The organism is Streptomyces sp. NBC_01013, assembly GCF_045162765.1.
In the GTDB taxonomy this organism is placed as follows: domain Bacteria; phylum Actinomycetota; class Actinomycetes; order Streptomycetales; family Streptomycetaceae; genus Streptomyces.
Genome location: NZ_CP108687.1, coordinates 3,102,073 through 3,127,780 on the forward strand (window position 1 = coordinate 3,102,073; position 25,708 = coordinate 3,127,780).

Here is a 25,708-nt window from a genome sequence, read left to right on the forward strand (position 1 = left end):
TCGATCCCTGGAGGAGCCCCGCATGTTCCTGAACCGCCGCACCCCGCAGCTCCCCACCCCGGGGGAGGCCCTGCGCGGCCGCGCCACCCCGGAATTCACCGTCCCGTCCCGCCACACGGTGCTGGGCAACGCCCTGCTGGGGCCGTACCCGGAGGGTCTGGAGGTCGCGGACTTCGCGATGGGGTGTTTCTGGGGCGCCGAGCGCACGTTCTGGGAGACGGACGGTGTCTGGACGACACTCGTCGGCTACCAGGGCGGCTACACGGAGAATCCCGCGTACGAGGAGGTCTGCTCGGGCCTGACCGGGCACACGGAGGCGGTCCGTGTCGTGTACGACCCGCGGATCGTCACGTACACCGAGCTGCTGAAGCGCTTCTGGGAGTCCCACGACCCGACCCAGGGCTTCCGCCAGGGCAATGACGTGGGTACGCAGTACCGCTCCGCGGTCTACACCCACTCCCCCGAGCAGGCGGCGGCCGTGGCGGCGTCCCGCGAGGCGTACCAGAAGGTCCTCACGGGCTCCGGCTACGGCGAGATCAGCACCGAGATCCTCCCGGCCGAGGGCCGCACGTTCTGGCCCGCCGAGGCGGCGCACCAGCAGTACCTCGACAAGAACCCGGCGGGTTACTGCGGGATCGGCGGGACGGGCGTCTCGTGCCCGATCGGTGTGGCGCGGGCCGAAGGCTGAGCCGGTTACCCTCGCTCGGGCACGAACCGACGAGGGTGGGGGCACCATGGGCGACGACCGTACGGACAGACCGGCGACCCCTTCGGTGAGCGGCCGGCCCTGGTGGGCCGCCAACGAAGGTCTGGCATTCCTCGTGGAACTGGCGGCGCTGGCCTGTCTGTTCTGGTGGGGGTTCAGCCTCGGCGACGGCCTGGCCGTCCCACTCCTGCTCGGTACGGGGGTACTGGCGATCGCCATCGCCCTGTGGGGGCTGTTCGCCGCCCCGCGCGCCCGGATCCGGCTGCCGCTGGCCGGTGTGCTCGTGATCAAGGCGGTGGTGCTCGGCGGCGGCGCCTTCGCGCTGTACGGGGTGGGGCACCCCGTGGCGGCTGCGGTACTGGCCGTCGTGGTGGTGGTGAACACGGGCCTGGCGCAGACGTTCCGGCGCAGGGCGGAGTGAGGGCGGCACAGCCCTTGAGCACGGGCACGGGCACGGGACGCATCCGCGTCCCGGGCCCGTGCCGGCATGCGGGCGACCGGTCAGATCAGCCCCTGCGCCAGCATCGCGTCCGCCACCAGTTCGAAGCCGGCGATGTTCGCGCCGACCACGTAGTTGCCGGGGCTGCCGTAGCGCTCCGCCGTGGTGTAGCAGGAGTCGTGGATGTGGCGCATGATCTCCGCGAGGCGCTCCTCGGTGTGGGCGAACGTCCAGGAGTCGCGTGAGGCGTTCTGCTGCATCTCCAGGGCGCTGGTCGCCACGCCGCCCGCGTTGGCCGCCTTGCCGGGGGCGAAGGCCACACCGGCGTCCTGGAAGACGCGGACGGCCTCGGGGGTCGTGGGCATGTTGGCGCCCTCGGCGACCGCCTTCACACCGTTGCGTACGAGTGCCAGCGCGTCGGCCTCGTGGAGCTCGTTCTGCGTGGCACACGGCAGTGCCACATCGCAGGGGACGTTCCAGACTCCGGGGCCCGGCACGAACACGGCCTGGTCGCCGCGGCGCTCCGCGTACTCGGCGACGCGCCCACGGCCGGCCTCCTTGATCTCCTTGAGCAGGGCGAGGTCGATGCCCTTCTCGTCCACGACGTAGCCGTCGGAGTCGGAGCAGGTCACCACCGTGGCGCCGAGCTGCTGGGCCTTCTCGATCGCGTAGATCGCGACGTTGCCCGAGCCGGAGACGGCGATGCGCCGGCCGTCGAGGCTGTCGCCCTGGCTGCGGAGCATCTCGGCGGTGAACATCACGCAGCCGTAGCCGGTCGCCTCGGTGCGCACCAGGGCGCCGCCCCAGCCGAGGCCCTTGCCGGTGAGGACTCCGGACTCGTAACGGTTGGTGATCCGCTTGTACTGGCCGAAGAGGTAGCCGATCTCGCGGCCGCCCACGCCGATGTCACCGGCGGGGACGTCGGTGTACTCGCCGAGGTGGCGGTGGAGTTCCGTCATGAACGACTGGCAGAAGCGCATGACCTCGGCGTCCGAGCGGCCCTTCGGGTCGAAGTCGGAGCCTCCCTTGCCGCCGCCGATGGGCATGCCGGTCAGGGCGTTCTTGAAGATCTGCTCGAAGCCGAGGAACTTCACGATGCCGAGATTGACCGAAGGGTGGAAGCGCAGCCCGCCCTTGTACGGACCGAGGGAGCTGGAGAACTCGACGCGGAATCCGCGGTTGACGTGGATGTCCCCCGAATCGTCCGACCACGGCACGCGGAAGATGAGCTGGCGCTCCGGCTCGCATATGCGCTCGATGATCCGGGCGTCCACGAACTCCGGCCGCTGGACCAGCACCGGGCCGAGCGTTTCCAGGACTTCCCGGACGGCCTGGTGGAACTCCTTCTCGCCCTGGTTGCGGCGGAGGATCTCCGCGTACAGCGGCTCGATGACGCGGTGGGTGGCGTGCGGCGTTGCGGAGTCAGCGGTGGCCGGCATCTGATCAAGACCTTCCGTGGGTCGGCTCATGCGCGAAGGCGCCCCCGTCCCGAGGGGCACCAGGTCCCCCTCGCCGTTGAGGGCGTCGCCCGACATCACGCATACCGTGCTCACGAAAGCGACGTACAGGACCGTTGTGGCGTATCGAGTGTCCCAGCGGGACGACGGAATGCTCCACGGGCATCCACATGGTGATCCCTCCGCACCGCGCCCGGGAAGCCCGCAGCCGCCCGGCCGCAGGCCGGTTCCGGGCAGAATTGGCCGGGTTGCGGTGGGGTCGCACATCATCCGAAGTGGTGAACCTCACAGTGGCGCACGACGGGGTGTGAGGTGGCGTGCGGGGGTCTCAGTTCTCGCGCGGGCCGCGCAGCATCCACAGACCCGCCCCCGACGCGAGCAGGACCACGCCCGACACGACGCTCAGGGCGATGTGCAGCCCGTCCTGGCCCACCAGGAAGTTCAGCGAGAGGTTCGCGACGAGGGCGACGAGCAGCACGGTCCAAAGCAGCGGTTTCACAGAATTCCTCCGGGTACGGGGTGGTCGGCGCCGCATTGTCCGGCGGTTCCTTCATGCTTCCAGCGGACGCGCTCCGCCACGAGGGGCCGGCCTCCCCGGCCCGTGGTGTAGCGGGCTACACCACGGGCCGGGGAGGCGCGATCCACGGAGGTTGCCGTCCGGGCCCGCGGTGACGGGCTTTCAGACATGATTCCGTCATGACGACATCACGGGGGAACCGCGGCGGCCGGAATCCTCATCCCCCTTATGAATCAAGGCCGTTGGCGAGAGGCCCGCTGTCCGGTTACGGACAGCGGGGACCCTCGTACGTACCCGGCAGAGCCGCGCCCGGCACACCGCCCCGGGCCGGCGGGACGCGCCGCTACCTCGCGGTGGGGCTCGACTGCTATCTCTGTCTGGTGACCGCGGGGTTAATCGTCCGGCCCTACGCGGACTCGGCGACCGTTCCCCAGGTCGTCGGGCTGCTGATCGGGCCGGTGCTCGTCCTCTCGTTCCTCAATCAGGTGGTGCTCACCGCGGTCGTGGGCGCCGGGGCGGGGAAGCTGATCATGGGGATAAGGGTGGTGAGCCTGCCGGACGTGGGGCGCCCGGGCCCCACGCGACTGGTACGCCGCTGGCTGTACGGGCTGTGCTGGCTGCCGTTGCAGCCCTGGTACGGGATGCGCGCCCGAGCGGCCGGGGCAGGCGCCGGCGTCGCGGGTGTCCCCGGGCCGCGGACGGAGGGCGTCGCCCGCAGCGACCCGGCCGGCCTGCGGCAGGTCCGCCGCAGCGACCTGGCGGCACACCGCAGGGCCGTGGCCGGACGGGCCGGCTGAGCCGGCGGATCCGTCGTGCGGGTCCGCCGGCCCGGAGGGCAGGAGTGCTACCGGGTCAGGCCGCGGCGTTCTCCGTGATGGTGACCTTGCCCTTGCGGATGGTCGCCAGGCGCGGGGCCCTGCGAGCGATCGCGCTGTCGTGGGTGACCATGATGAAGGTGAGCCCGTGCTCCTTCCACATGGTCTCCAGCACCTCCATGATCTCGTCGCGCATGGATTCGTCGAGGTTGCCGGTGGGCTCGTCGGCGAGCAGCACCTTGGGCTGCTTGACCAGAGCTCTGGCTATCGCCACCCGCTGCTGCTGGCCGCCGGACATCTCGCCGGGCAGATGGCCCAGGCGTTCGCCGAGCCCGACCGAGTCGAGCGCCTCCGCGGCCCGTCTGCGCCGTTCGGACGCCTTGCCGCCGAGCGGGACGAGGGCGGTCTCGACGTTCTCCTGGGCGGTGAGCGTCGGGATGAGGTTGAAGCTCTGGAAGACGAAGCCGATGTTCTCGGCGCGCACCTTGGTGAGTCTGGCCTCGCTGAGCTTCGCGAGGTCCACCCCGTCGAGTTCGACGCTGCCGGCCGTGGGGCGGTCGAGGCCGCCGAGCATCTGGAGCAGTGTGGACTTGCCGCCGCCGGTGGGGCCCTGGATGACCAGACGGCCGCCGTCCTCGATGGTCAGGTCGACGCCGGCGAGCGCGTGGACGGTGGACTTGCCGCGCGTGTAGCGCTTGGTGACGCCTTGAAGGGTGTACATGGGTCAACTCCTGCTGGACGGTGTTCGCGGATCCCGGGCGACCGCCCCGCGGATCGCGGATCGCTGGGGACGAGGTAGGGACGCCCGTGCGCCGGGCATCCCGCGACGGGCTACTCGACGCGCCGCAGCGCGTCCGCGGGGCGCAGCCGGGAGGCGCGCCAGCCGCCGAACGCCCCCGCGATCAGCCCGCCCGCCACGGCCAGCCCGACGGCGATCAGGATGATCGAGAGGGAGACGGGTGCGGTCAGCGCGATGTCGAGCGCCTTGGACGCGGTCTGCCTGCCGGGGCCGCCCATCATGCCGCCGCGTCCGCCGCCGCCGCCCGAGGAGCCGAGCTGGGCGGTGAGGGTGGGACTGACGGCGGTGACGGCGTACGCGCCGGCGAGGCCGATCGCGATGCCGAGGACACCGCCCATCAAGCCGTTGACGAGCGCTTCGCCGATGACCTGACGGGTGACCCGGCCGCTCTTCCAGCCGAGCGCCTTGAGTGTGCCGAACTCCCGTACGCGGCGGCTGACCGCGGAGGAGGTGAGGAGCCCCGCCACCAGGAAGGCGGCGATCAGCACGGCGATGGAGAGCCACTTGCCGACGCTGGAGGCGAGGTCGGACGCGGTGGACAGGGAGCCGGAGACGGTGTCCGCCAGGTCGGCCGAGGTGGTGACCGTGGTGCCGGAGATGTTCTTCTGGATTGCGGACTTGACGCTGTCGATCGCTGTCGAGTCCGCCGCCTTGACGTAGACCGTGGTGACCTTGTCCTTCGAGTCGGCGAGGGTCTGCGCCTGCTGGAGCGGGATGTAGAGGTTGGCCGCCGCGTCACCGCTGTCGGCCGTCGAGACGCCGACGATCGTGAACCTGGTGCCGTGGATCGTCACGGTCTTGCCGGTCGAGAGCTTCTTCTCCTTGGCGTACGCGGCGTCGACGACGGCCACCTTGCCCTTGGTCTCGGTGGTCTTGAACGTACGACCGGCAGTGATCTTCGACGAGGTGAGCGGGCCGAGGTCCTGCTTGGTGACGTCGGTTCCGTACACGGTGTACGAGTTGACGTCGAAGGAGGCGCCGCCGCCCTGGACCTCGCCCTGCGGCTGGCCGCTGCCACCGCCGGGGCCGCCGCGGCCGCTCTGGGCCGTGCCGCCCTCCTGCTTGAACTCGCCGCGCTTGAACTGGCCGTCCACCTTCATGACGGTCAGGCTCAGCCCGCCCACGGCGTCGGCGACGCCGGTCTGCCCTCCCACCTTGGCGACGGTGGTGGAAGCGAGTGTCTGGAAGCCCTGGACCATGACGCGGTCCGTGCTCTGCGTCGCGTCGTCGTCGTCCTTGGCGTCGAACTCGAACCTGGGACGTTCCGTGCCGGAGCCCGGAGCTGCGGCGGCCTTGGTGACGGTCATGTCCGTGCCGAGCCCGTACAGCGATTCCAGGACCTTGTCCTGGGCCTTGCTCATGCCGGAGGAGACCGAGCTGACGATGATGACCAGCGCAATGCCGAGGGCGAGCCCCGAGGCGACGACGAGCGCCGCCTTTCTGCGGCGGCGCAGCTCGCGCCGGAGGTAGGTGAAGAACATGGCGCGAGGCTAGGGACCACGTGTGATGGTGGGTTAAGGCCACGATGAGAGCGGGATGAGAACCCGGGAACGCCGAAGGCGGCGGCTCCGGGATCCGTGGGGATCCGGGGCCGCCGCCTGGCGTGCGGGGATGGGCCGGCGGGGTCGGTCGGCTCAGGCCTCGGAGCCTGCCGTCCACTGGGCCCAGCTCAGGTTCCAGCCGTTGAGGCCGTTGTCGGGCTGGATGGTCCGGTCCGGGGAGTTCTTGACGATGACCACGTCACCGATCATGGAGTTGTTGTAGAACCAGGCGGCGGGCTCGTTGGGGTCGCCGGCGCCCTTGGTGTCGGAGAGGCCCACGCATCCGTGGCTGGTGTTGGCGCTGCCGAAGATCGACTTGGCGCCCCAGTAGTTGCCGTGGATGAAGGTGCCCGACGTGGACAGCCGCATGGCGTGCGGCACGTCCTTGATGTCGTACTCGCCCTTGCCGTCGTCGTCGGTGAAGCCGACCGTCGATCCGTCCATCCGGGTCTCCTTGAACTTCTCGGAGATCACCATCTGGCCGTTGTACGTCGGGTTGTCCGACGAACCGGCCGAGATCGGGATGGTCTTGATCGTCTTGCCGTTCTGGGTGACGGTCATCGTGTGCGTCTTGGCGTCCACGGTCGAGACCTGGTTGCGGCCGACCTTGAAGGTGACCGTCTTCTGCTGCACACCGAAGACGCCGTCCGCGCCCTCGACACCGTCGAGCGCCAGCTTCAGCGTGACGGTGGAGCCGCCCGTCCAGTAGTCCTCGGGGCGCAGGTCCAGGCGCTGGGAGTTGAACCAGTGGCCGGCGACCTGCTGGCCGCTGCTGGACGTCACGGTGATGCCGGCCTGGACGGCCTTCTTGTCCGTGATCGGCTTGTTGAAGTTGATCGAGACGGGCATGCCGACGCCGACGGTGGAGCCGTCCTCGGGGGTGAAGTTCCCGATGAAGCTGTTGGCGGGCGACACGGTGGTGAAGGAGGAGTTCTCGTGCGCCTCGCGGCCCTTCGAGTCCTGCGCCGTCGCATTGATCTTGTACGTGGTCGAGCGCTCCAGCTGGGCGTCGGGCTTCCAGCTCGTGCCGTCGGCGGACAGGGTGCCCTTGACGCTCTCGCCGGCCGCCGTGGTCATCGTGACGACCGTCAGCTTGCCCTTGGTGACGCTGACCTTGGCGGCGTTGTTGATGCTTGCGTTGGTCGCGCCGTTCTTCGGCGAGATCGCTATCTGCGCCTCCGAGGCCTCCTGGGCCGCCGCCTTGTCGACCTCGGCCGCCTGTGACTTCGAACTCGCCGGGCCAGGGCTGTCCTTGTCGCCGTCGCTGCAGGCCGAAAGCACCAGCACGCCGCCGAGCAGTGCGGACGCGGCCATGAGGCCCCTGCGCCGTTTGCTGTCCGTCATCACACGCTTCTCCATCGTTGCCGAAATCCCCTGAAACCCCGGGTCAGGCCGTCGACCGACGAAACCCGTCAATGTTCCAAGAACACCCTGAACGGATGCCCCGTTCCATATCTGCCGCAGATGTGGGGAACACCACTCATCGACGCGGTGGTGACAGCCGTGGTTCCCGCTGTTCATCACCTGTGTGTCCACGGGCGCACGACCCGGTTGTACAACACATCCGCGCCCCGGATCCACCGGCCGCTCACACGCACCGGCCCCGGTCCGCCGGAAGCGGGCCGGGGCCGGTGTTCCCACTGGCTACGCCCGCTGCTCGGTGCTGCCGTTCCTGTCGCTCTCCTCCCCATTGTGCGGGACGCCGACGGTGTTCCCGTCCCCGTCGCCGTCTTCCTCGTACACGTCCTCGCCCTCGTACCCGTCCTCGTCCTGGCCGTCATCGAGGTCCCATCCGTCCGGGTCCTCCGGGTCGTAGTCGATGGTCTCGCTGCTCCAGGAGGCCTGGGCCAGCTCGACCCCGGGCACCTCGCCGACCAGGTCGAACGGGTCGATCAGCGAGGCGAGGGCCTCCGCACCGTCTTCCCGCACGGCGGTCTCGGCATGCGTACGTTCCTCGGCGGACTCGCCGCCGGGCTCACCGAACTCGGCCGCGAGGCTTTCCAGCGCCGTTCCGCTCAGGGCGTCGGCGTCCGTGATCTCCACCACCATTTCGACACGAAGGCGAACGAATCGTGATGACTCAGAAGTACTCATGGGGTGGAGCGTAAGGCCGCCCGGTCCGAACTCCCGGCCGCCATGACTTTCCCGGGACCCGCCGCGTTCATTAGCATCGGCGCAACAGGCCTGAGGGGACCCGGCATTCGCCGAAGCCCTCGCCCTTACGGCTGCCCCAAGGGGGATCGATTCCGTGGCCATCACCCGCCGCCCACTCCTGACCGCCACCGCCGCGGGAACACTGCTGTGCGCCCTGTGGTTCGTCCCGTCCGCCAACGCGGGCGACGCGACCGCCGCCCAGGGCTCGGCCGGCCACAGCGCCGCCGAAGGCTCCGGCACGGGCTCCAGTACGCTCGCCGACACCGGGACCGGCGTCGACACGACGCCGTATCTCCTCGGCGGCATGGCGTTCCTGGGCATCGGAGCCGGCTTCATCACGTACTCGGGCCGTCGCGGAGGCTCCCGGCCCGCATGGTGAGCGATACGCGGAAGCGGCCACCGGGCCTGCCCGGTGGCCGCTTCCGTGCGGCGGAGGTCAGGCCAGCGGCCCCGTGACCGGCTCGACCGCCGAGACGAGTCCGCCCGCGCGGACGAAGGCGTCCGCCGCGGCCAGGTCCGGCGACAGGAAGCGGTCCGGGCCGGGGCCCTCGACGCCCGCCGCCCGCAGCGCCTCGATGGCGGCGAGCGAGGCGGGGGCCGGGGTCAGGCCCTCGGCGGCGCGCAGTTCGACGGCGCGGGTCGCCGCGTACAGCTCGACGGCGACGATCCGGGCGAGGTTGTCGACGGCGGTGCGGAGCTTGCGCGCGGCCGACCAGCCCATCGAGACGTGGTCCTCCTGCATCGCGGAGGAGGGGATCGAGTCGGCGGAGGCGGGGACGGCGAGCCGCTTCATCTCGCTGACCAGGGCGGCCTGGGTGTACTGGGCGATCATCAGGCCCGAGTCGACACCGGCGTCGTCGGCGAGGAACGGCGGCAGCCCGTGCGAACGGTTCTTGTCCAGCAGCCGGTCGGTGCGGCGCTCGGTGATCGAGCCGAGGTCCGCCGCGACGATCGCCAGGAAGTCCAGGACGTACGCGACCGGCGCCCCGTGGAAGTTGCCGTTGGACTCGACCCGGCCGTCGGGAAGGACGACCGGGTTGTCGACCGAGGAGGCCAGTTCGCGGTCCGCGACGGTCGCGGCGTACGCGAGGGTGTCGCGGCCCGCGCCGTTGACCTGGGGCGCACAGCGCACGGAGTAGGCGTCCTGGACGCGCGGCGCGTCGTCCTGGTGGTGACCGGTGAGCCCTGAACCGGCGAGGACCCGCAGCATGTTGTCGGCGCTGGCGCCCTGGCCGGGGTGCGGACGGATGGCGTGCAGCTCGGGGGCGAGCACCTTGTCCGTGCCGAGCAGCGCCTCCAGGGAGAGGGCCGCGGTGATGTCGGCCGAGGTGTAGAGGCGGCGCAGGTCGGCGAGGGCCATCACAAGCATGCCGAGCATGCCGTCGGTGCCGTTGAGAAGGGCGAGGCCCTCCTTCTCGCGCAGTTCGACCGGGGTGATGCCGTGGGCGGCGAGGAGCTCACCGGCCGGGCGCACGGTCCCGTCGGGGCCCTCCGCGTCGCCTTCGCCCATCAGCGTCAGGGCGCAGTGCGAGAGCGGTGCCAGGTCGCCGGAGCAGCCGAGGGAACCGTACTCGTGAACGACGGGTGTGATCCCGGCGTTCAGTACGTCCGCCATGGTCTGGGCGACCTGGGGCCGCACGCCCGTGTGACCCGAGGCGACGGTCTTCAGCCGCAGGAACATCAGCGCCCTGACGACCTCGCGCTCGACCCGGGGGCCCATGCCTGCGGCGTGCGAGCGGACGATGTTGCGCTGGAGCTGAGCACGGAGCTCGGGGCTGATGTGGCGGCTGGCCAGGGCGCCGAAGCCGGTGGAGACGCCGTAGACCGGCTCGGGCTTGGCGGCGAGCGCGTCCACGATCTCGCGGGCGGCGGCCAGGGCGCTCACCGCGGCTGCGGAGAGCTCGACACGGGCGTTGCCGCGGGCCACGGCGATGACGTCCTGTGCGGTGGTACCGGACGTCCCCACCACGACTGTATGCATATCCATATTCAGAAGCGTACGGATTGAAACCCTTCGTGTCACTAGTGGTCCTCGGGTTGACCCCTTACCTCGTCCGTCACCTCGGGCACGGCTCCCCGCAGCCGGCGGCGGTCGTGGGCGGACTTGGGCGGGGAGTCGGCCAGCCGGATGACCTCACCGTCACGCCCCGCCACCACCGGCCTCCTGGAACGGGCCGCCTTGGCCCGGTACTGAGCCGCGTCCGCGAGCCGGAAGAGCCGCCGCGCGGAGACCACCACGCCGATCGGATCCCCCGTGGACGCGATCCCGCAGGCGACACCGTTGCCGAACTCCAGCTCGGCCGACCGCTCGCAGAGTTCCGTGGCCACCGCGATCACCTCGTCCGCCCCGGGGCCCAGGGCCAGCAGACAGAACTCGTCCCCGCCGAGCCGGGCAGCCAGCGCACCGGGCAGCATGGCCCCGCACCGGGACAGCACGGAGCCGAAACGTTCCAGCAGCCGGTCGCCGACGGCATGTCCATGCGTATCGTTGACCCACTTGAGACCGTTGAGATCGCAGACGACCAGACTCACCACCGAGCCGTCCTCCCGATGCCGCTCCACCGCCTCGTCCAGCCGCATGTCGACGGCCCTCCGGTTGGCGAGGCCCGTCAGCGGGTCGGTGAAGGCGAGCTTGCGCACCTCCTCCAGGCGCTCCGTCTGGGCGATCCCGGCGGCCACGACGGCGGCCAGCACGGTGGCGAAGTCCGCGTCCCGGCGGCCGAACACCGGCTCGCCCACCGGCCGCGCCACATAGAGCTCACCCCAGGCCCGCCCGTGCAGCACGATCGGCGCGACCACGCAGCAGCCCCGCCCGCGTCGACGCAGGGCCGCCACCCGCTGATGGCAGTAGCCGCGCCCGTAGCCGTGGGCGCCCGCCACATCCGCGCTTCCCGGGTCCGCACCCCCGGGCTCCGGCTCCACCGGGCCGTCGGCGGTCTCCACCCAGGCGTCCGGCTCACCGCCTCCGGCCCACCGCTCGTGGAGGAACTCGGTGATCTCCGGGAACTGGTGCACCGGGTACGTCTCCTCGTCGGGGAACTCCTCCTCCCCCTCCGCCCGCTCCCCCGCGTTGACCAGGACGCGCAGCCGTCCGCGCCCGCGCTCCCAGACCGACAACGCGGCGAAGCTGCCGCCCAGCGCCTCGCACGCCCCCAGCGCGGCCGCTCGCCAGCACCCCCGCGGGGTGTGCGCCGCCGCCATCGCCTGCGCAAGCGAAACCACGGCCCGCAGCCGCGCATCGTCACCACCCATCGCACCAGCTTATGTAGATTTGTGATGTTTTGATCAATTCGCAGCCCTGATCATGCGCGGTGCGTCGCGGGACGAACACGAAGAGTCATGTGCGCGTCACTCCCCGGGCCAGTTCGCCTTCCGCTTCTCGTTGAACGCGGCCACACCCTCCGCACGGTCGCCGGAGAAGGCCACCGACCGCCACGCGGAGTCCTCGACCTCGAGCCCGGCCCGCAGGTCGAGTCCGTGCCCCAGCCGCAGCGCCCGCTTGGCCGCCCTCAGTCCCACCGGGGAGTTCGCCGCGATCCGGCCGGCCAGCGCGAGCGCCTCGGCCCGGTCCTCGCCCTCCGCGACCAACTCGTCGACCAGCCCCAGGTCCAGCGCCTCCGCCGCCGCGACCCGGCGCGCGGTGAAGATCAGCTCGGCGGCGCGCGCCGCACCGATCCGGCGCGGCAGGAGCTGGGTGCCGCCGCCGCCCGGGATGACCCCGACCGACACCTCGGGCAGACCCACCAGGGCGGTCGCGTCGGCGACGATCAGATCGCAGGACAGGGCGAGCTCGAACCCGCCGCCCAGCGCGAAGCCGTGCACCGCGGCGATCGTCGGCATCGGCAGTTCGAGCACTCCGGTGTAGGCGGCGCGTGCGGTGGGCCGCTGGCGCACCAGGTCGGCGTCGGTGAAGGAGTTGCGCTCCTTGAGGTCCGCGCCCACGCAGAAGGCCCGCTCGTGACTGGAGGTGAGGACGGTGACCCGGACGTCCGGGTCAGCGGCGAGCGCGGCACACGCGGCGCCGATCGAGCGGGCCATGTCCGTGGACACCGCGTTCATGGCCTTGGGCCGGTCGAGGACCAACTCGGCAACGTGCTCCAGGCCCTCGTGACCCCGTACGACGACGAACTCCCCGAACCGCTGCTCTGACGTGACGGTCATGACTGCACCCCTGTCGGTTAACGAGCGTTACCGGAGGGATCCTAGGGCGTGCTTCGAAAGTCCCGCCTGCTCGGCGACGCCTGGCACGCACGCCCGCCCTCCCGGCGGACGGCGCTACTTTCGAAACAGGCCCCAGAGCTCTCCCGCAGTGGGCGGTGAGGGGGCTGTCGGCGGCTGGTCAGGAACTGCCGCGACGGGCCAGCAGCCACGGCTCGACGATGCCGAGCCCACGCACCGGGCGCTGCCACATCGGCTGGAGCCCGTAGCGGTACTTGGGCACGGGAGCCGGCTCCCCGCCGTCCGCGCCCTCCTTCGCGGCCCGCTCGGCGGCGGCCGCCGCCTCCGCGGCCTGGGCCTCGGAGACGGGGGCGTCGCCCGTGCGGGTCAGCTCCTCGGCGAACGCCCCGTCCACCAGGACGGCGTCCTTCGGCGCTATCGACGTCAGACGGCTGGCCAGGTTCACCGTGGTGCCGAAGACATCGCCCATCCGGGTGGTGACGGTGCCGAACGCGATGCCGACGCGCAGCGCCGGCATCGTCTCGTCCAGGGTCATCGCCTCGACGAGGCGCAGCGCGATCTCGGACGCGGTCCCCGCGTCGTCGGCGGCGAAGAGGACCTCGTCGCCGAGGGTCTTGATCAGCCGGCCGCCGTGCGCGGCGACGAGGTCGGCGCAGGTGGTCTCGAAGGACTCGACGAGTTCACCGAGCTCCTCCTCCTCCAGGCGGCGGGTCAGCCGGGTGAACCCGACGAGGTCGGCGAAGCCGACGGCCAGGCGCCGGTCGACCATCTCCTCGTCATCCGCGGCCTGCACGACCCGGCCGGTGGCGGCGGCGAGCTGGCGCCGCCACACGTACACCAGGAACTCCTCCAGCTCGGGCAGGAGCAGTTCGATCAGGGGATACGTGACCTCGGTGCGGGTCATTCCGGGCTCGGGCGGCTCGGTGAGGCCCTCCAGGAACGAATCGATCTGCCATTCCGCCAGCCGGGCGGTGGTCTGCCCGGTCGACCGGGCCACCTGGATCGCCATCGGCTCGCTGAGCAGCCCTGCCTCGACCAGACCCGACAGCCGCCGCAGCGCCAGTACGTCGGCCTCGGTCAGCGCCTTGGCCTGCCCGATGTCGGCGAAGCCCATGGCCCGCCAGAACCGGGATGCCAGATCCATGGAGACGCCCGCGGTCCGGGCGGCCTGGAACGGGGTGTAGCGCCGGTCGGCCCCCAGGATCAGCTGTTCCAGCCGGATCGCGAGGGGGTCGTCGGTCGGTTCGGCCGTGTGGTCGACTTCGTGATGCGGTGTCGCGTGGACCGAGGAGTCCGACGGGGGCTCCGCGCCCGCGCCGGAGTTCGTGTCGTCGACGGTCACCAGCCGCCTCCTGCCCGTTCCCTGCGCACTGCCCTGCCGATCTGTCGGTGGATCGCCTCAACGATACGGCAGGTGTGCCCTACCTCACGTCGTCGAGGCGTTACCGGCGGGGTCGGGTCGTGCGCGCCTCTCAGGTCAGTCCACCTCCCGCGCCGCGCAGGTGCACGATGTCGCCCGCCGAGACCGGTTCCCGCAGGCCGTCGTCCGAGGACAGGACCAGCCGGCCGTCCCCGTCGATCGCCACCGCCTCGCCGGTGATCGTGCGGTCACCGGGCAGCTGGGCCCTCACGGTGCGGCCGAGCGTCGCGCAGCCCGCCGCGTACGCCTCCTGGAGCCCGCCGGCGGCCGCGTCGCCGTCGGCCGCCCGCCACTGCCCGTACCACTGCTCCAGCGAGCGCAGTACGCCCCGCAGCAGCGTCTCGCGGTCGGTGGAGACCGCACCGGCCAGGGCGAGCGAGCCGGCGGTGGGGGCGGGCAGCTCGTCGGCCCGGAGGGAGACGTTGAGACCGATGCCGATGACGACGCCGTCGCCGGCCCGCTCGGCGAGGATGCCGCCCGTCTTGCGCTCCTGTCCCCCGACGGTGACCAGCAGGTCGTTGGGCCACTTCAGCGCCGTGTCGACGCCCGCCGACCGTGCCAGTCCGGTCGCCGCCGCGACCCCCGCGAGGAGTGGAAGCCAGCCCCACCGCTGTACCGGCACGGCCCCCGGCGTCAGGTAGACGGAGAAGAACAGTCCCGAGCGGGCCGGAGCGGTCCAGGCGCGGTCCAGCCGGCCGCGGCCGGCGGTCTGCTCCTCGGCGACCAGGACGGCACCCTCGGCCAGGGAGGCGGCACGGCCCGCGAGGTCGGAGTTGGTGGACCCGGTGCTGTCGACGACGTCGAGGGTGGTCCACAGCCCGCCCGGCCGCAGGAGTCCGCGGCGCAGCGCGGGAACGTTCAGGGGCGGCCGGTCCAGGTCCGACCAACGGCTCTGTGGCGCATCCGAAGGTGTCATGCAAGCCACCCTAGGTGTGTCAAACGACGCACTGCCGAACCGTATCCGCGCCGATACGCTACGGATCAGTAGCCGTTCAGCGCTGCGGGCCGTCAGCCGTTCATCCGCTGATCAGCAGCACAGTCGTCCCCGTGACCAGGCAGGGAGCCGCCACCCGATGTCCGAGCCGGAAGAGATCGACATCCACACCACCGCGGGCAAGCTCGCGGACCTGCAGCGCCGTATCGACGAGGCGACCCACGCGGGCTCCGCGCGCGCGGTGGAAAAGCAGCACGCGAAGGGCAAGTTGACCGCGCGCGAGCGCGTCGATCTCCTGCTCGACGAGGGTTCCTTCGTGGAGCTTGACGAGTTCGCCCGGCACCGCTCGACGAACTTCGGCATCGAGAAGAACCGGCCGTACGGGGACGGGGTCGTCACCGGGTACGGCACGGTCGACGGCCGCCCCGTCTGCGTGTACTCGCAGGACTTCACCATCTTCGGCGGCTCGCTCGGCGAGGTCTACGGTGAGAAGATCGTCAAGGTGATGGACTTCGCGCTGAAGACCGGCTGTCCGGTCATCGGCATCAACGACGGCGGCGGTGCCCGCATCCAGGAGGGTGTCGCGGCGCTGGGCCTCTTCGCGGAGATCTTCCGCCGCAATGTGCACGCCTCGGGTGTCGTCCCGCAGATCTCGCTGATCGTCGGCCCGTGCGCGGGTGGCGCGGTGTACTCCCCCGCGATCACCGACTTCACGGTCATGGTCGACCAGACCTCGCACATGTTCATCACCGGACCCGACGTCATCAAGACGGTCACCGGCGAGGACGTGGGCTTCGAGGAGCTCGGCGGCGCCCGTACCCACAACACCACCTCGGGCGTGGCGCACCACATGGCGGGTGACGAGAAGGACGCCATCGAGTACGTCAAGTCGCTGCTGTCGTACCTGCCGTCGAACAACCTCTCCGAGGCACCGGCCTTCCCGGAGGAGGCGGACCTGGCGATCAGCGACGAGGACCGCGAGCTCGACACGCTCATCCCGGACTCGGCGAACCAGCCCTACGACATGCACACCGCGATCGAGCACGTGCTGGACGAGGGCGAGTTCCTGGAGACCCAGGCCCTGTTCGCGCCCAACATCCTCACCGGCTTCGGCCGGGTGGAGGGCTATCCGGTCGGCATCGTCGCCAACCAGCCGATGCAGTTCGCCGGCTGTCTGGACATCAACGCGAGCGAGAAGGCCGCACGGTTCGTCCGCACCTGCGACGCGTTCAACGTGCCGGTGCTGACGTTCGTCGACGTGCCTGGCTTCCTGCCGGGCGTGGACCAGGAGTACGGCGGCATCATCCGTCGCGGCGCCAAGCTGATCTACGCGTACGCGGAGGCGACCGTCCCGCTGATCACGGTGATCACCCGCAAGGCGTTCGGCGGCGCGTACGACGTCATGGGGTCCAAGCACCTGGGCGCCGACATCAACGTCGCCTGGCCGACCGCCCAGATCGCCGTCATGGGCGCGCAGGGCGCCGTCAACATCCTGCACCGCCGCACCATCGCCGCCGCCGAGGACCAGGACGCGACCCGCGCCGAGCTGATGGCGGACTACGAGGACGCGCTCCTCAACCCGTACGTGGCGGCCGAGCGCGGCTACGTCGACGCGGTGATCATGCCGCACGAGACGCGGGCACAGGTGGTGAAGGGGCTGCGGCAGCTGCGGACCAAGCGGGAGTCGCTGCCCCCGAAGAAGCACGGCAACATCCCCCTCTAGAAAGGGTCCTGGCCATGATCAAGGTCGTACGGGGCAACCCGACCCCGGAGGAACTGGCCGCCGCCCTGGCGGTGGTCCAGGCGCGCGCCGCGGCGGCGTCCGCCGTGTCGTCCGGCGCGCCGGAGCTGCCCGCGCAGTGGTCCGACCCGGGCCGGCTGGCCCGGCGCGGCCGCCATCTACCGGGCCCGCGCGCCTGGGCGCGCACGTACTGGCCCGGATAGGCGCGGATTGTCCCCGGAGGCCCGGATCCCTGGTGGGTCCGGGCCTCCGGCGCGTACCGGAAGGATCTGGTCCGTACGCACCAGGGCGGCTGAGTACGAGTACTCAGGCGCGACGGCGGCGCCCGCAGCAGGATCGGATCATGTTGTGGTCCGACCCCGAGAACAAACCGCCGAAAGAGCTGCGCGACGCCCAGGACATGATGCGGCGCGCGGGGCTGGTGCTCGCGCTCGCCATGGTGGTCGCGATGATCGTGCTCGGGACGCGGTGAGAGGGCCTGGGGCCGCCTCGTACGATGGCGCCCATGACTGATCCCGTTCGCCGCCGGCTCGTACTCGCTTCGCAATCACCCGCCCGTCTGGGTCTGCTGCGGCAGGCCGGGTTCGCGCCCGAGGTGATCGTCAGCGGGGTCGACGAGGACGCGCTGAGCGCCCCGACGCCGGCCGAGCTGGCACTCGTCCTGGCCCGGGCCAAGGCCGCGGTCGTGGCGGGGCTGCCGGAGGCCGCGGGGGCGCTCGTCATCGGCTGCGACTCCGTGCTCGAACTGGACGGCGAGGCGCTCGGCAAGCCTGCGGACGCCGAGGAGGCCACCGCGCGCTGGAAGTCCATGCGGGGGCGTGCCGGGGTCCTGCAGACGGGTCACTGCGTGACCGACACCGCGAGCGGGCGCACCGCCGCCGCGACCGCGTCCACGACGGTCCGCTTCGGCGAGCCGTCGGACGCCGAGATCGCCGCCTACGTGGCCTCCGGCGAACCGCTCCACGTCGCGGGCGCCTTCACCCTCGACGGGCGCTCGGCACCGTTCGTGGACTCCATCGACGGCGACCACGGCAATGTCATCGGGCTCTCGCTGCCGTTGCTGCGGCGGCTGCTGGGCGAGCTGGGGATCCAGGTCACCGACCTCTGGGCCTGAGGGACCGGGTCAGACGGGGGCGGGAGCCGCAGGCTGCTCGGGCTCGGCGCCGGTGGCCGGCTCCTCGTCGGCGGGGCCGTACGCCACCAGCGTCAGCACGATCAGACCGAGCACCACCATCATGAACACGAAGGCCGTCCAGCCCACCAGGCCGACCGTCAGCGCGCCCAGCACGCCGTGGACGACGGCGCAGACGATGAGCACGATCCGGGCGATGCGGCCCGGGGCCCGGTCGCGGATGCCTGCCAGCAGGAGCAGCACACCGCACAGCACCAGGAACAGCCCCGAGACGCCGCCGAGCACCCAGGTCCCCGTGGACATGGCGCCGGGGTCGGTGCCCGCCAGGGACATGTCCTGGTTCTTCACGACCGTTCCCAGGACCACGTTGATGATCACGATGCCCACGGCTTCCGCGAACAGCACGAGCGCGGCTATGAAAGCCACCGGCCTGCGCACCACGGCGCTCACCCCCTGTTACCTGCAGTACGTGCGATAGCGCGGACCCTACTAACGGGTAATGCTCCGGACAAGGGGTTGGGCAACTCCTTCGCCGCCGCGGAAGCCCGCGGTCCGCACCCCGGTTGTGCGCGCCCAGGTGCGTCGGGCAAAGAATCTTGCGCCGCTTAGTAGGAAGTCCACAAAGAAACACCGGGCGTCGCTGCCTGTGCCGACAGAGACCTGGACCACACCTCGTGGCTACTGTGCGGTCATGGTTCCCGGCGTACCGTGGTGCCACAAGGGATTTCGCGACTCGAGCAAGCCTCGAATCACACTCCGTGTGGGCAAGCTCACCATTGGGGACGGGTCGTAGGACCGTGTCGGTTGTCCCTAAACTCAGCTTGTTTCAAGGAGGGAGCCATCGTGCGCAAGGTGCTCATCGCCAACCGTGGCGAAATTGCTGTCCGTGTTGCCCGAGCTTGCCGGGATGCGGGAATCGGGAGCGTGGCCGTCTACGCAGACCCGGACCGCGACGCTCTGCATGTGCGTGCGGCCGACGAGGCATTCGCTCTGGGCGGTGACACCCCGGCCGCCAGCTATCTGGACATGGCCAAGGTGCTCCAGGCGGCCAAGGACTCCGGGGCGGACGCGATCCACCCGGGTTACGGCTTCCTCTCGGAGAACGCCGAGTTCGCCCAGGCCGTGCTCGACGCCGGTCTCACGTGGATCGGCCCGCCGCCGCAGGCGATCCGGGACCTCGGCGACAAGGTCGCCGCCCGCCACATCGCCCAGCGCGCCGGCGCCCCGCTCGTCGCGGGCACCCCGGACCCGGTCCAGGGTTCCGCCGAGGTCGTCGCCTTCGCGAAGGAGCACGGGCTGCCCATCGCGATCAAGGCCGCCTTCGGTGGCGGCGGTCGCGGGCTGAAGGTCGCCCGCACGCTGGAGGAGATCCCGGAGCTGTACGACTCCGCGGTCCGTGAGGCCGTCGCCGCGTTCGGACGCGGGGAGTGCTTCGTGGAGCGCTACCTCGACAAGCCGCGGCACGTGGAGACCCAGTGCCTGGCCGACACCCACGGCAACGTGGTCGTCGTCTCCACCCGTGACTGCTCGCTCCAGCGCCGCCACCAGAAGCTGGTCGAGGAGGCGCCCGCCCCGTTCCTGTCCGAGGCGCAGAACGCGGAGCTGTACGCGGCCTCCAAGGCGATCCTGAAGGAAGCCGGCTACGTCGGCGCCGGCACCGTCGAGTTCCTGGTCGGCATGGACGGCACGATCTCCTTCCTGGAGGTCAACACCCGCCTCCAGGTCGAGCACCCGGTCACCGAGGAGGTCACCGGCCTCGACCTCGTACGCGAGATGTTCCGCATCGCCGACGGCGAGAAGCTCGGTTACGACGACCCGGAGATGCGGGGCCACTCCTTCGAGTTCCGGATCAACGGCGAGGACCCGGGCCGCGGCTTCCTGCCCGCCCCCGGCACCGTCACCGTCTTCGCACCTCCGAGCGGCCCCGGTGTCCGCCTCGACGCGGGAGTGGAGTCCGGCTCGGTCATCGGCCCGGCGTGGGACTCCCTGCTCGCCAAGCTGATCGTGACCGGCGCGACGCGTGAGCAGGCGCTCCAGCGCGCGGCCCGTGCGCTGGCGGAGTTCAACGTCGAGGGCATGGCCACCGCCATCCCCTTCCACCGTGCGGTCGTCGCCGACCCGGCGTTCACCTCCGACCCGTTCCGCATCCACACCCGCTGGATCGAGACGGAGTTCGTCAACGCGATCAAGCCGTTCGCCGCTCCCGCCGAGGCGGAGGTGGACGAGGAGTCCGGCCGCGAGACGGTCGTCGTCGAGGTCGGCGGCAAGCGCCTCGAGGTCTCCCTGCCCTCGTCACTGGGCATGAGCCTGGCCCGTACGGGACTCGCGGCGGGCGCCAAGCCCAAGCGCCGCGCGGCGAAGAAGTCCGGCTCGGCGGTCTCCGGCGACACCCTCGCCTCCCCGATGCAGGGCACCATCGTGAAGATCGCGGTGGAAGAGGGCCAGGAGGTCAAGGAGGGCGATCTGATCGTCGTCCTGGAGGCCATGAAGATGGAGCAGCCGCTCAACGCACACCGCGCCGGCACGATCAAGAGCCTGGCCGCCGAAGTCGGCAGCTCGGTCTCCTCCGGTGCCGTCATCTGCGAGATCAAGGACTGATCCTCGCGACACCTGTTCCACCGGCGCCCCGCTCATGTCATAGGACGTGACCGGGGCGCCGGTCATTGCGGGGCGCGCTCCGGGCGTCGCGCATTACGGAGGGCACCTCCGGTTGCGCGATGGCATCCTGGACCCAAGGGGTGGACAGAGGGAGGACTGCGCGATGGCGATGAGTACGGCAGGGACACCGGTCCGCACGCCGGACCGGCCCATGCGCGCCGACGCGCGCCGCAATTACGACCGGCTGCTGACCGAGGCCCGCGACTCCTTCGCCGAGCACGGCACCGACGCCTCCCTGGAGGACGTCGCGCGCCGGGCGGGCGTGGGAATCGGCACGCTGTACCGGCACTTCCCGACCCGGCACGCGCTGATGAGCGCGGTCTTCCAGGAGGCGGTGACCTCCCTGATCGCCCGCTCCCGCGAACTGGCAGAGGCGGAACAGCCGTGCACCGGCCTCGTGGAGTGGCTGGGCGCGCTCATCACTCATGCGGGTGAGTACCGGGGGCTGGCTCAGGCGCTCATGTCGACGTGCCGGGACGAGACCTCGGCCCTGTCACCGTGCAATGTGCCGTTGCGCGAGGCGGGTTCGGTGTTGCTGGGTCGGGCGCAGACGAGCGGAGCGGTCCGGGCCGACGTGTCCATCGACGACCTGATGCAGCTGACGAACGCGATCGCGCTGGCCGCCGAGCAGTCACCGGGCGACCCGGAGCTCGCGCAGCGGTTGCTGACGCTGACGTTGCGGGGGTTGCGGGCGTCGGACTGACGCCCGCCCTCCCTCGGCTTCCGCCCGGGCCCGCACCTCGGCGCCGGCGCCTACCTCCGGCGCAGGTCCGCCACTCTCGCCCGGTCCCCCTGCCCACTCTGCTCCGCCAGTACGGCCGCCCCCCGCAACTGCTGGGCGTGCGTACGGCGCTGCCCCGGCAGGGGCATGTCGCGACGGGCGGTACGGCCCGGCGGCGCGGTGTCGGCGGAGGCGGGCGCACCTCCGGCCCCCGCCACCGCGATCTGCACGCCCTGGTCCGCCAGGGCCTGCAGCTCCGCGGCCGCCCGGTCGTCGTGCGCGGCCGGCTCGTCCGTCACCAGACGGGTGATGAGGTCCGTCGGCACGGTCTGGAACATCGTGTCGGAGCCGAGCTTGGTGTGGTCGGCGAGGACCACCACCTCCCCCGCGGCCTGCACCAGTGCCCGGTCCACGCTCGCGGAGAGCATGTTGGACGTGGAGAGTCCGCGTTCGGCGGTGAGCCCGCTCCCGGACAGGAAGGCGCGCGAGACCCGAAGCCCCTGGAGCGACTGCTCGGCCCCACTGCCCACCAGGGCGTAGTTGGAACCGCGCAGAGTGCCCCCGGTCATCACCACTTCCACCCGGTTGGCATGGGCCAACGCCTGGGCGACCAGCAGCGAGTTGGTGACCACGGTCAGGCCGGGTACCCGCGCGAGCCGGCGGGCCAGCTCCTGCGTGGTCGTACCGGCGCCGACCACGATGGCCTCGCCCTCTTCGACGAGACCGGCGGCCAGATCGGCGATGGCGGTCTTCTCCGCGGTGGCGAGATGGGATTTCTGCGGAAAGCCGGACTCCCGCGTAAAACCGCCCGGCAAGACCGCACCGCCGTGTCGGCGGTCGAGGAGTCCTTCTGCCTCCAGTGCCCGCACGTCCCGCCGTACGGTCACTTCGGAGGTCTGGACGACGCGGGCGAGCTCACGGAGCGATACCGCCCCGTTGGCGCGCACCATTTCGAGGATCAATTGACGACGTTCTGCAGCGAACACAAAACTGACAGTAACGTGACCGCCCGAGCGTTTTCAGCTGTTTGCGCCGAATAACAGAAGTTGTACTTACAAGGGGCCGCCAAGTGGTATAGGCGGCCCCGTTGTTGTTCCGTACTGATCGAACGGCGGTCGGCGAACCGCCCGAGTTGCCGGGGTTACCGGGGAATGCCGGGTTGCCCGGTGCTCCCCGCGACTCCCCCGGCAGCGGTCACCCCTCGCCCGCCTGCTTACGGGTGTGCAACTGGCGGGCCACTTCGGCGATCGATCCCGACAGGGAGGGATACACAGTGAAGGCGTTTGCGATCTGTTCCACGGTCAGATTGTTGTCGACCGCGATCGAGATGGGGTGGATCAGCTCGCTCGCCTTCGGTGCGACGACACAGCCGCCGACCACGATGCCGGTGCCGGGCCGGCAGAAGATCTTGACGAACCCGTCCCGGATGCCCTGCATCTTGGCGCGCGGGTTGCGCAGCAGCGGGAGCTTGACGACCCGGGCGTCGATCTTGCCGCTGTCGACGTCGGCCTGGCTGTAGCCCACCGTGGCGATCTCGGGGTCGGTGAAGACGTTCGAGGAGACCGTCTTCAGATTCAGCGGGGCCACCGCGTCACCGAGGAAGTGGTACATCGCGATGCGGCCCTGCATGGCGGCGACGGAGGCGAGCGCGAAGATCCCGGTGACGTCACCGGCCGCGTAGACACCCGGCGCGCTGGTGCGGGACACCTTGTCGGTCCAGATGTGGCCCGAGTCCTTGAGCCGTACCCCGGCCTCCTCCAAGCCCATGCCGGCGCTGTTCGGGATCGCTCCGACCGCCATCAGGCAGTGCGAGCCGGTGATGACCCGGCCGTCGGCCAGGGTCACCTCGACCCGGTCGCCGACCCGCTTGGCCGACTGGGCGCGGGAGCGCGCCATCACGTTCATGCCGCGGCGCCGGAAGACGTCCTCCAGGACCGCCGCCGCGTCGGGGTCCTCGCCCGGCAGCACCCGGTCCCGGGACGAGACGAGGGTGACGCGGGAGCCGAGGGCCTGGTAGGCACCGGCGAACTCGGCGCCGGTGACACCGGAGCCGACCACGATGAGCTCCTCGGGGAGCTCGTCGAGGTCGTAGACCTGGGTCCAGTTCAGAATCCGCTCGCCGTCGGGGAGCGCGTCCGGGATCTCGCGGGGGTGGCCGCCGGTGGCGATCAGCACGGCGTCCGCGGTGAGCGTCTCCTCCGTGCCGTCCGCCGCGGTGACGACGACCTGGCGCGAGCCGTCGGCGGCCTGGAGGCCCTCCAGACGGCCGCGCCCGCGCATCACCCGTGCGCCGGCGCGGGTGACGGATGCGGTGATGTCGTGCGACTGGGCGAGCGCCAGGCGCTTCACCCGGCGGTTCACCTTGCCCAGGTCGACGCCGACCACACGCGCCGCCTGCTCCATGTGGGGCGTGTCGTCCGCGACGATGATGCCGAGCTCCTCGTACGAGGAGTCGAAGGTGGTCATCACCTCTGCCGTCGCGATCAGGGTCTTCGAGGGCACGCAGTCGGTGAGGACGGACGCGCCGCCGAGGCCGTCACAGTCGACGACGGTCACCTCCGCGCCGAGCTGGGCGCCCACCAATGCCGCCTCGTACCCGCCGGGTCCGCCGCCGATGATCACGATCCGGGTCACGAAAAGTCCGCCTCGCGTTTCTCGTCCCGCGGCCGTCTGCTGTCCCGGCCGGGGGTCCGGGGGGACGCCCCGGGGGAATGCAGTACGTACTTCATTGTCCCGCACGCGCCAAGGTGCTTCGCCCCGGGGCCCTCCATACGTGCGCCGGGGCGCCCCGCACACGGGAAGCGGCCGCTCGGACCGGCCGGCACATCGGGGGCGGCCGGTCCGGATCCGGGCCTTCGTGCGGGGTTGTTCCTCCCAGGAATCGCCGCTCCCGCTGTCACCTCCCGTACCCTCGATCCCATGTCGCTCTACGCCGCGTACGCCGGCAACCTCGACGCGCGGCTGATGACGCGCCGCGCACCGCACTCCCCGCTGCGCGGCACCGGCTGGCTCAACGGCTGGCGGCTGACGTTCGGCGGCGAGCAGATGGGCTGGGAGGGCGCGCTGGCCACGGTGGTCGAGGCGCCGCGCTCCCAGGTGTTCGTGGCGCTGTACGACCTGGCGCCGATGGACGAGGACTCCATGGACCGCTGGGAGGGTGTCGGCCTGGACATCTACCGCCGCATGCGGATCCGGGTGCACACCCTGGACGGCGAGGAACCGGCCTGGATGTACGTCCTGAACGGATACGAGGGCGGCCTGCCGTCCGCCCGCTACCTGGGCGAGGTGGCCGATGCCGCCGACTCCGCGGGCGCGCCTCACGATTATGTGATGGAACTCCGCAAGCGCCCCTGCTGAACGGCGGAAACCTGCCCTGATCTGCCCTTTCCCGGGATCACCGGCAGCCGACTGTGGGAACACACGAACGAACGCGACAAGACTCTGTACGGGAGCATCTACGCGCGTAGGGGTTCAGCGGTTACGCTCATCCGCGTGAACGCATCAGTTATTCCGGACCACATCCAGGGCGACCCGCGCGCGGCCGCCGCCGACGCCGCCGCCCGCCTGCGCGAGCTGACCGGTGCCGAGACCCACGACGTCGCCCTCGTGATGGGCTCCGGCTGGGCGCCCGCCGGCGATGCGCTCGGCACACCGGATGCCGAGTTCCCGGTGACGGACCTGCCCGGATTCCCCGCCCCGGCCGTCGAGGGCCACGGCGGCACGATCCGCTCGTACCGCATCGGCGAGAAGCGCGTCCTGGTCTTCCTGGGCCGCACGCACTTCTACGAGGGCCGCGGCGTCGACGCCGTGGCGCACGGAGTGCGCACCGCCGTCGCCGCGGGCTGCGGGACCATCGTGCTGACGAACGGCTGCGGCGGTCTGCGCGAGGGCATGCGCCCCGGACAGCCGGTCCTGATCAGCGACCACATCAACCTCACGGCGGCGTCGCCGATCATCGGCGCCAACTTCGTCGACCTGACCGACCTGTACTCCCCGCGACTGCGGGCGTTGTGCAAGGAGATCGACGAGACCCTCGAAGAGGGCGTGTACGTGCAGTTCCCCGGCCCGCACTACGAGACCCCGGCCGAGATCAACATGGTCCGCGTGATGGGCGGCGACCTCGTCGGCATGTCCACCGTGCTGGAGGCCATCGCGGCCCGGGAGGCGGGTGCGGAGGTGCTGGGCATCTCCCTGGTGACGAACCTGGCGGCGGGCCTGAGCGGGGAGCCGCTCAACCACGAAGAGGTGCTGCAGGCGGGGCGCGACTCGGCGACCCGGATGGGGTCGCTGCTGGCGAGGGTCCTCGACCGGATCTGACCCGGCACACCCGGCCCCCGCGGCGTTCGCGGCGCGGGGCCGGTCGCGGGTCCCGAGCCCTCGGCCCCGCCGACCTTACGCGGCGCGGGGGGCCCGGGGCGGAGCCCCGCCCCCCGGCCTGTCGGCGTACGCGGCGCGGGGGCCCGGTGGCTGCGCCCCGGTTACGCGAAGGGGCGGG

26 protein-coding genes are annotated in these 25,708 nt (G+C 71.1%); 12 read left to right on the forward strand and 14 right to left on the reverse strand.

Translation table 11 applies throughout. The features are described from left to right. Window positions 1-22 precede the first annotated feature (22 nt). Together msrA and OG538_RS13140 are read left to right on the forward strand one after the other, a co-directional pair. Window positions 23-688, forward strand: coding sequence for a peptide-methionine (S)-S-oxide reductase MsrA (gene msrA, locus OG538_RS13135; protein WP_406093244.1), 666 nt, complete (start codon window positions 23-25; stop codon window positions 686-688). A 46-nt stretch (window positions 689-734) separates the two neighbouring features. Beyond that, window positions 735-1,127 (forward strand): YrdB family protein, encoded by a 393-nt coding sequence (locus OG538_RS13140; protein ID WP_406093246.1) that lies wholly within the window; start codon window positions 735-737, stop codon window positions 1,125-1,127. A gap of 80 nt (window positions 1,128-1,207) precedes the next feature. On the opposite strand, the gene gdhA is transcribed toward OG538_RS13140, so the two are convergent. Next, window positions 1,208-2,584 carry an NADP-specific glutamate dehydrogenase gene (gene gdhA, locus OG538_RS13145; protein WP_406093248.1) on the reverse strand — a complete coding sequence of 459 codons (1,377 nt, stop codon included), beginning with the start codon at window positions 2,582-2,584 and terminating at the stop codon, window positions 1,208-1,210. Window positions 2,585-2,930: 346 nt separating this feature from the next. Further along, window positions 2,931-3,101: a hypothetical protein gene (locus OG538_RS13150; protein WP_406093250.1), complete on the reverse strand. Its 171-nt coding sequence runs from the start codon at window positions 3,099-3,101 to the stop codon at window positions 2,931-2,933. A gap of 371 nt (window positions 3,102-3,472) precedes the next feature. On the opposite strand from OG538_RS13150, the gene OG538_RS13155 reads away from it, so the two are divergent. Continuing rightward, on the forward strand, window positions 3,473-3,916 hold the full coding sequence (locus OG538_RS13155; RefSeq protein ID WP_406100111.1) for an RDD family protein: 444 nt from the start codon (window positions 3,473-3,475) through the stop codon (window positions 3,914-3,916). Between the two features lie 55 nt (window positions 3,917-3,971). Here OG538_RS13155 and OG538_RS13160 read toward each other — a convergent pair whose 3' ends face one another. The 4 genes from OG538_RS13160 to OG538_RS13175 form a co-directional block, all read right to left on the reverse strand. Beyond that, window positions 3,972-4,655 (reverse strand): ABC transporter ATP-binding protein, encoded by a 684-nt coding sequence (locus OG538_RS13160; RefSeq protein WP_406093252.1) that lies wholly within the window; start codon window positions 4,653-4,655, stop codon window positions 3,972-3,974. 110 nt (window positions 4,656-4,765) lie between these two features. Beyond that, entirely contained in the window at window positions 4,766-6,214 is a 1,449-nt protein-coding gene (locus OG538_RS13165; RefSeq protein ID WP_406093254.1) for an ABC transporter permease, read from the reverse strand. Between the two features lie 153 nt (window positions 6,215-6,367). After that, entirely contained in the window at window positions 6,368-7,633 is a 1,266-nt protein-coding gene (locus OG538_RS13170) for an Ig-like domain-containing protein (protein WP_406093256.1), read from the reverse strand. A 285-nt stretch (window positions 7,634-7,918) separates the two neighbouring features. Next, complete coding sequence (locus OG538_RS13175; protein ID WP_406093258.1) at window positions 7,919-8,368, reverse strand: hypothetical protein; 450 nt, start codon at window positions 8,366-8,368, stop codon at window positions 7,919-7,921. Between the two features lie 154 nt (window positions 8,369-8,522). Between OG538_RS13175 and OG538_RS13180 the strand changes: the two genes are divergently transcribed. Beyond that, window positions 8,523-8,807, forward strand: a complete 285-nt coding sequence (locus OG538_RS13180) for a hypothetical protein (protein ID WP_406093260.1) — start codon at window positions 8,523-8,525, stop codon at window positions 8,805-8,807. 57 nt (window positions 8,808-8,864) lie between these two features. Here the strand turns inward: OG538_RS13180 and hutH are convergent, their stop codons facing one another. The 5 genes from hutH to OG538_RS13205 all read right to left on the reverse strand — a co-directional run bounded on the left by hutH (window position 8,865) and on the right by OG538_RS13205 (window position 14,943). Further along, a complete protein-coding gene (gene hutH, locus OG538_RS13185) occupies window positions 8,865-10,415 on the reverse strand; it encodes a histidine ammonia-lyase (RefSeq protein ID WP_406093262.1) in 1,551 nt (516 codons plus the stop codon). 35 nt (window positions 10,416-10,450) lie between these two features. Further along, window positions 10,451-11,680, reverse strand: a complete 1,230-nt coding sequence (locus tag OG538_RS13190; RefSeq protein ID WP_406093264.1) for a diguanylate cyclase domain-containing protein — start codon at window positions 11,678-11,680, stop codon at window positions 10,451-10,453. A 96-nt stretch (window positions 11,681-11,776) separates the two neighbouring features. Beyond that, window positions 11,777-12,589 (reverse strand): enoyl-CoA hydratase/isomerase family protein, encoded by an 813-nt coding sequence (locus tag OG538_RS13195; protein WP_406093266.1) that lies wholly within the window; start codon window positions 12,587-12,589, stop codon window positions 11,777-11,779. Window positions 12,590-12,767: 178 nt separating this feature from the next. After that, on the reverse strand, window positions 12,768-13,949 hold the full coding sequence (locus tag OG538_RS13200; protein WP_406093268.1) for an adenylate/guanylate cyclase domain-containing protein: 1,182 nt from the start codon (window positions 13,947-13,949) through the stop codon (window positions 12,768-12,770). 130 nt (window positions 13,950-14,079) lie between these two features. Beyond that, window positions 14,080-14,943: a biotin--[acetyl-CoA-carboxylase] ligase gene (locus OG538_RS13205; RefSeq protein WP_406093270.1), complete on the reverse strand. Its 864-nt coding sequence runs from the start codon at window positions 14,941-14,943 to the stop codon at window positions 14,080-14,082. A 157-nt stretch (window positions 14,944-15,100) separates the two neighbouring features. On the opposite strand from OG538_RS13205, the gene OG538_RS13210 reads away from it, so the two are divergent. The 4 genes from OG538_RS13210 (at window position 15,101) to OG538_RS13225 (ending at window position 17,816) form a co-directional block, all read left to right on the forward strand. Further along, window positions 15,101-16,684, forward strand: a complete 1,584-nt coding sequence (locus OG538_RS13210; RefSeq protein WP_406093272.1) for an acyl-CoA carboxylase subunit beta — start codon at window positions 15,101-15,103, stop codon at window positions 16,682-16,684. A gap of 14 nt (window positions 16,685-16,698) precedes the next feature. Next, entirely contained in the window at window positions 16,699-16,905 is a 207-nt protein-coding gene (locus OG538_RS13215) for an acyl-CoA carboxylase epsilon subunit (RefSeq protein WP_250968010.1), read from the forward strand. A 140-nt stretch (window positions 16,906-17,045) separates the two neighbouring features. Beyond that, window positions 17,046-17,174, forward strand: coding sequence for a morphogenic membrane protein MmpB (mmpB, locus tag OG538_RS13220; protein ID WP_359078709.1), 129 nt, complete (start codon window positions 17,046-17,048; stop codon window positions 17,172-17,174). A 24-nt stretch (window positions 17,175-17,198) separates the two neighbouring features. Beyond that, a complete protein-coding gene (locus OG538_RS13225; RefSeq protein WP_406093275.1) occupies window positions 17,199-17,816 on the forward strand; it encodes a Maf family protein in 618 nt (205 codons plus the stop codon). A gap of 9 nt (window positions 17,817-17,825) precedes the next feature. On the opposite strand, the gene OG538_RS13230 is transcribed toward OG538_RS13225, so the two are convergent. Next, a complete protein-coding gene (locus OG538_RS13230; RefSeq protein WP_406093276.1) occupies window positions 17,826-18,284 on the reverse strand; it encodes a hypothetical protein in 459 nt (152 codons plus the stop codon). A gap of 393 nt (window positions 18,285-18,677) precedes the next feature. Here OG538_RS13230 and OG538_RS13235 point away from each other — a divergent pair, with 393 nt between their 5' ends. Together OG538_RS13235 and OG538_RS13240 are read left to right on the forward strand one after the other, a co-directional pair. Then, window positions 18,678-20,432 carry an acetyl/propionyl/methylcrotonyl-CoA carboxylase subunit alpha gene (locus tag OG538_RS13235; protein ID WP_406093278.1) on the forward strand — a complete coding sequence of 585 codons (1,755 nt, stop codon included), beginning with the start codon at window positions 18,678-18,680 and terminating at the stop codon, window positions 20,430-20,432. 163 nt (window positions 20,433-20,595) lie between these two features. Further along, window positions 20,596-21,195 carry a TetR/AcrR family transcriptional regulator gene (locus OG538_RS13240; protein WP_406093280.1) on the forward strand — a complete coding sequence of 200 codons (600 nt, stop codon included), beginning with the start codon at window positions 20,596-20,598 and terminating at the stop codon, window positions 21,193-21,195. Window positions 21,196-21,245: 50 nt separating this feature from the next. Here the strand turns inward: OG538_RS13240 and OG538_RS13245 are convergent, their stop codons facing one another. Next, window positions 21,246-22,199 (reverse strand): DeoR/GlpR family DNA-binding transcription regulator, encoded by a 954-nt coding sequence (locus OG538_RS13245; RefSeq protein ID WP_406093282.1) that lies wholly within the window; start codon window positions 22,197-22,199, stop codon window positions 21,246-21,248. Between the two features lie 208 nt (window positions 22,200-22,407). Beyond that, entirely contained in the window at window positions 22,408-23,847 is a 1,440-nt protein-coding gene (locus OG538_RS13250) for an NAD(P)H-quinone dehydrogenase (RefSeq protein WP_406093284.1), read from the reverse strand. A gap of 285 nt (window positions 23,848-24,132) precedes the next feature. On the opposite strand from OG538_RS13250, the gene OG538_RS13255 reads away from it, so the two are divergent. Together OG538_RS13255 and OG538_RS13260 are read left to right on the forward strand one after the other, a co-directional pair. Then, the gene (locus OG538_RS13255; RefSeq protein WP_359138987.1) at window positions 24,133-24,570 is read left to right on the forward strand and encodes a gamma-glutamylcyclotransferase; all 438 of its coding nucleotides are present in this window, start codon (window positions 24,133-24,135) and stop codon (window positions 24,568-24,570) included. A 135-nt stretch (window positions 24,571-24,705) separates the two neighbouring features. After that, window positions 24,706-25,530 (forward strand): purine-nucleoside phosphorylase, encoded by an 825-nt coding sequence (locus OG538_RS13260; protein ID WP_406093286.1) that lies wholly within the window; start codon window positions 24,706-24,708, stop codon window positions 25,528-25,530. Window positions 25,531-25,708: the final 178 nt, after the last annotated feature.

Excerpts from the sequence above, each read along its gene's own strand:
- msrA (WP_406093244.1), top strand. The coding sequence starts at position 23 with ATGTTCCTGAACCGCCGCACCCCGCAGCTCCCCACCCCGGGGGAGGCC.
- OG538_RS13140 (WP_406093246.1), top strand. The coding sequence starts at position 735 with ATGGGCGACGACCGTACGGACAGACCGGCGACCCCTTCGGTGAGCGGC.
- gdhA (WP_406093248.1), bottom strand. The coding sequence starts at position 2,584 with ATGCCGGCCACCGCTGACTCCGCAACGCCGCACGCCACCCACCGCGTC.
- OG538_RS13160 (WP_406093252.1), bottom strand. The coding sequence starts at position 4,655 with ATGTACACCCTTCAAGGCGTCACCAAGCGCTACACGCGCGGCAAGTCC.
- OG538_RS13165 (WP_406093254.1), bottom strand. The coding sequence starts at position 6,214 with ATGTTCTTCACCTACCTCCGGCGCGAGCTGCGCCGCCGCAGAAAGGCG.
- OG538_RS13170 (WP_406093256.1), bottom strand. The coding sequence starts at position 7,633 with ATGGAGAAGCGTGTGATGACGGACAGCAAACGGCGCAGGGGCCTCATG.
- OG538_RS13175 (WP_406093258.1), bottom strand. The coding sequence starts at position 8,368 with ATGAGTACTTCTGAGTCATCACGATTCGTTCGCCTTCGTGTCGAAATG.
- hutH (WP_406093262.1), bottom strand. The coding sequence starts at position 10,415 with ATGGATATGCATACAGTCGTGGTGGGGACGTCCGGTACCACCGCACAG.
- OG538_RS13190 (WP_406093264.1), bottom strand. The coding sequence starts at position 11,680 with ATGGGTGGTGACGATGCGCGGCTGCGGGCCGTGGTTTCGCTTGCGCAG.
- OG538_RS13195 (WP_406093266.1), bottom strand. The coding sequence starts at position 12,589 with ATGACCGTCACGTCAGAGCAGCGGTTCGGGGAGTTCGTCGTCGTACGG.
- OG538_RS13205 (WP_406093270.1), bottom strand. The coding sequence starts at position 14,943 with ATGACACCTTCGGATGCGCCACAGAGCCGTTGGTCGGACCTGGACCGG.
- OG538_RS13210 (WP_406093272.1), top strand. The coding sequence starts at position 15,101 with ATGTCCGAGCCGGAAGAGATCGACATCCACACCACCGCGGGCAAGCTC.
- OG538_RS13215 (WP_250968010.1), top strand. The coding sequence starts at position 16,699 with ATGATCAAGGTCGTACGGGGCAACCCGACCCCGGAGGAACTGGCCGCC.
- mmpB (WP_359078709.1), top strand. The coding sequence starts at position 17,046 with ATGTTGTGGTCCGACCCCGAGAACAAACCGCCGAAAGAGCTGCGCGAC.
- OG538_RS13225 (WP_406093275.1), top strand. The coding sequence starts at position 17,199 with ATGGCGCCCATGACTGATCCCGTTCGCCGCCGGCTCGTACTCGCTTCG.
- OG538_RS13240 (WP_406093280.1), top strand. The coding sequence starts at position 20,596 with ATGGCGATGAGTACGGCAGGGACACCGGTCCGCACGCCGGACCGGCCC.
- OG538_RS13255 (WP_359138987.1), top strand. The coding sequence starts at position 24,133 with ATGTCGCTCTACGCCGCGTACGCCGGCAACCTCGACGCGCGGCTGATG.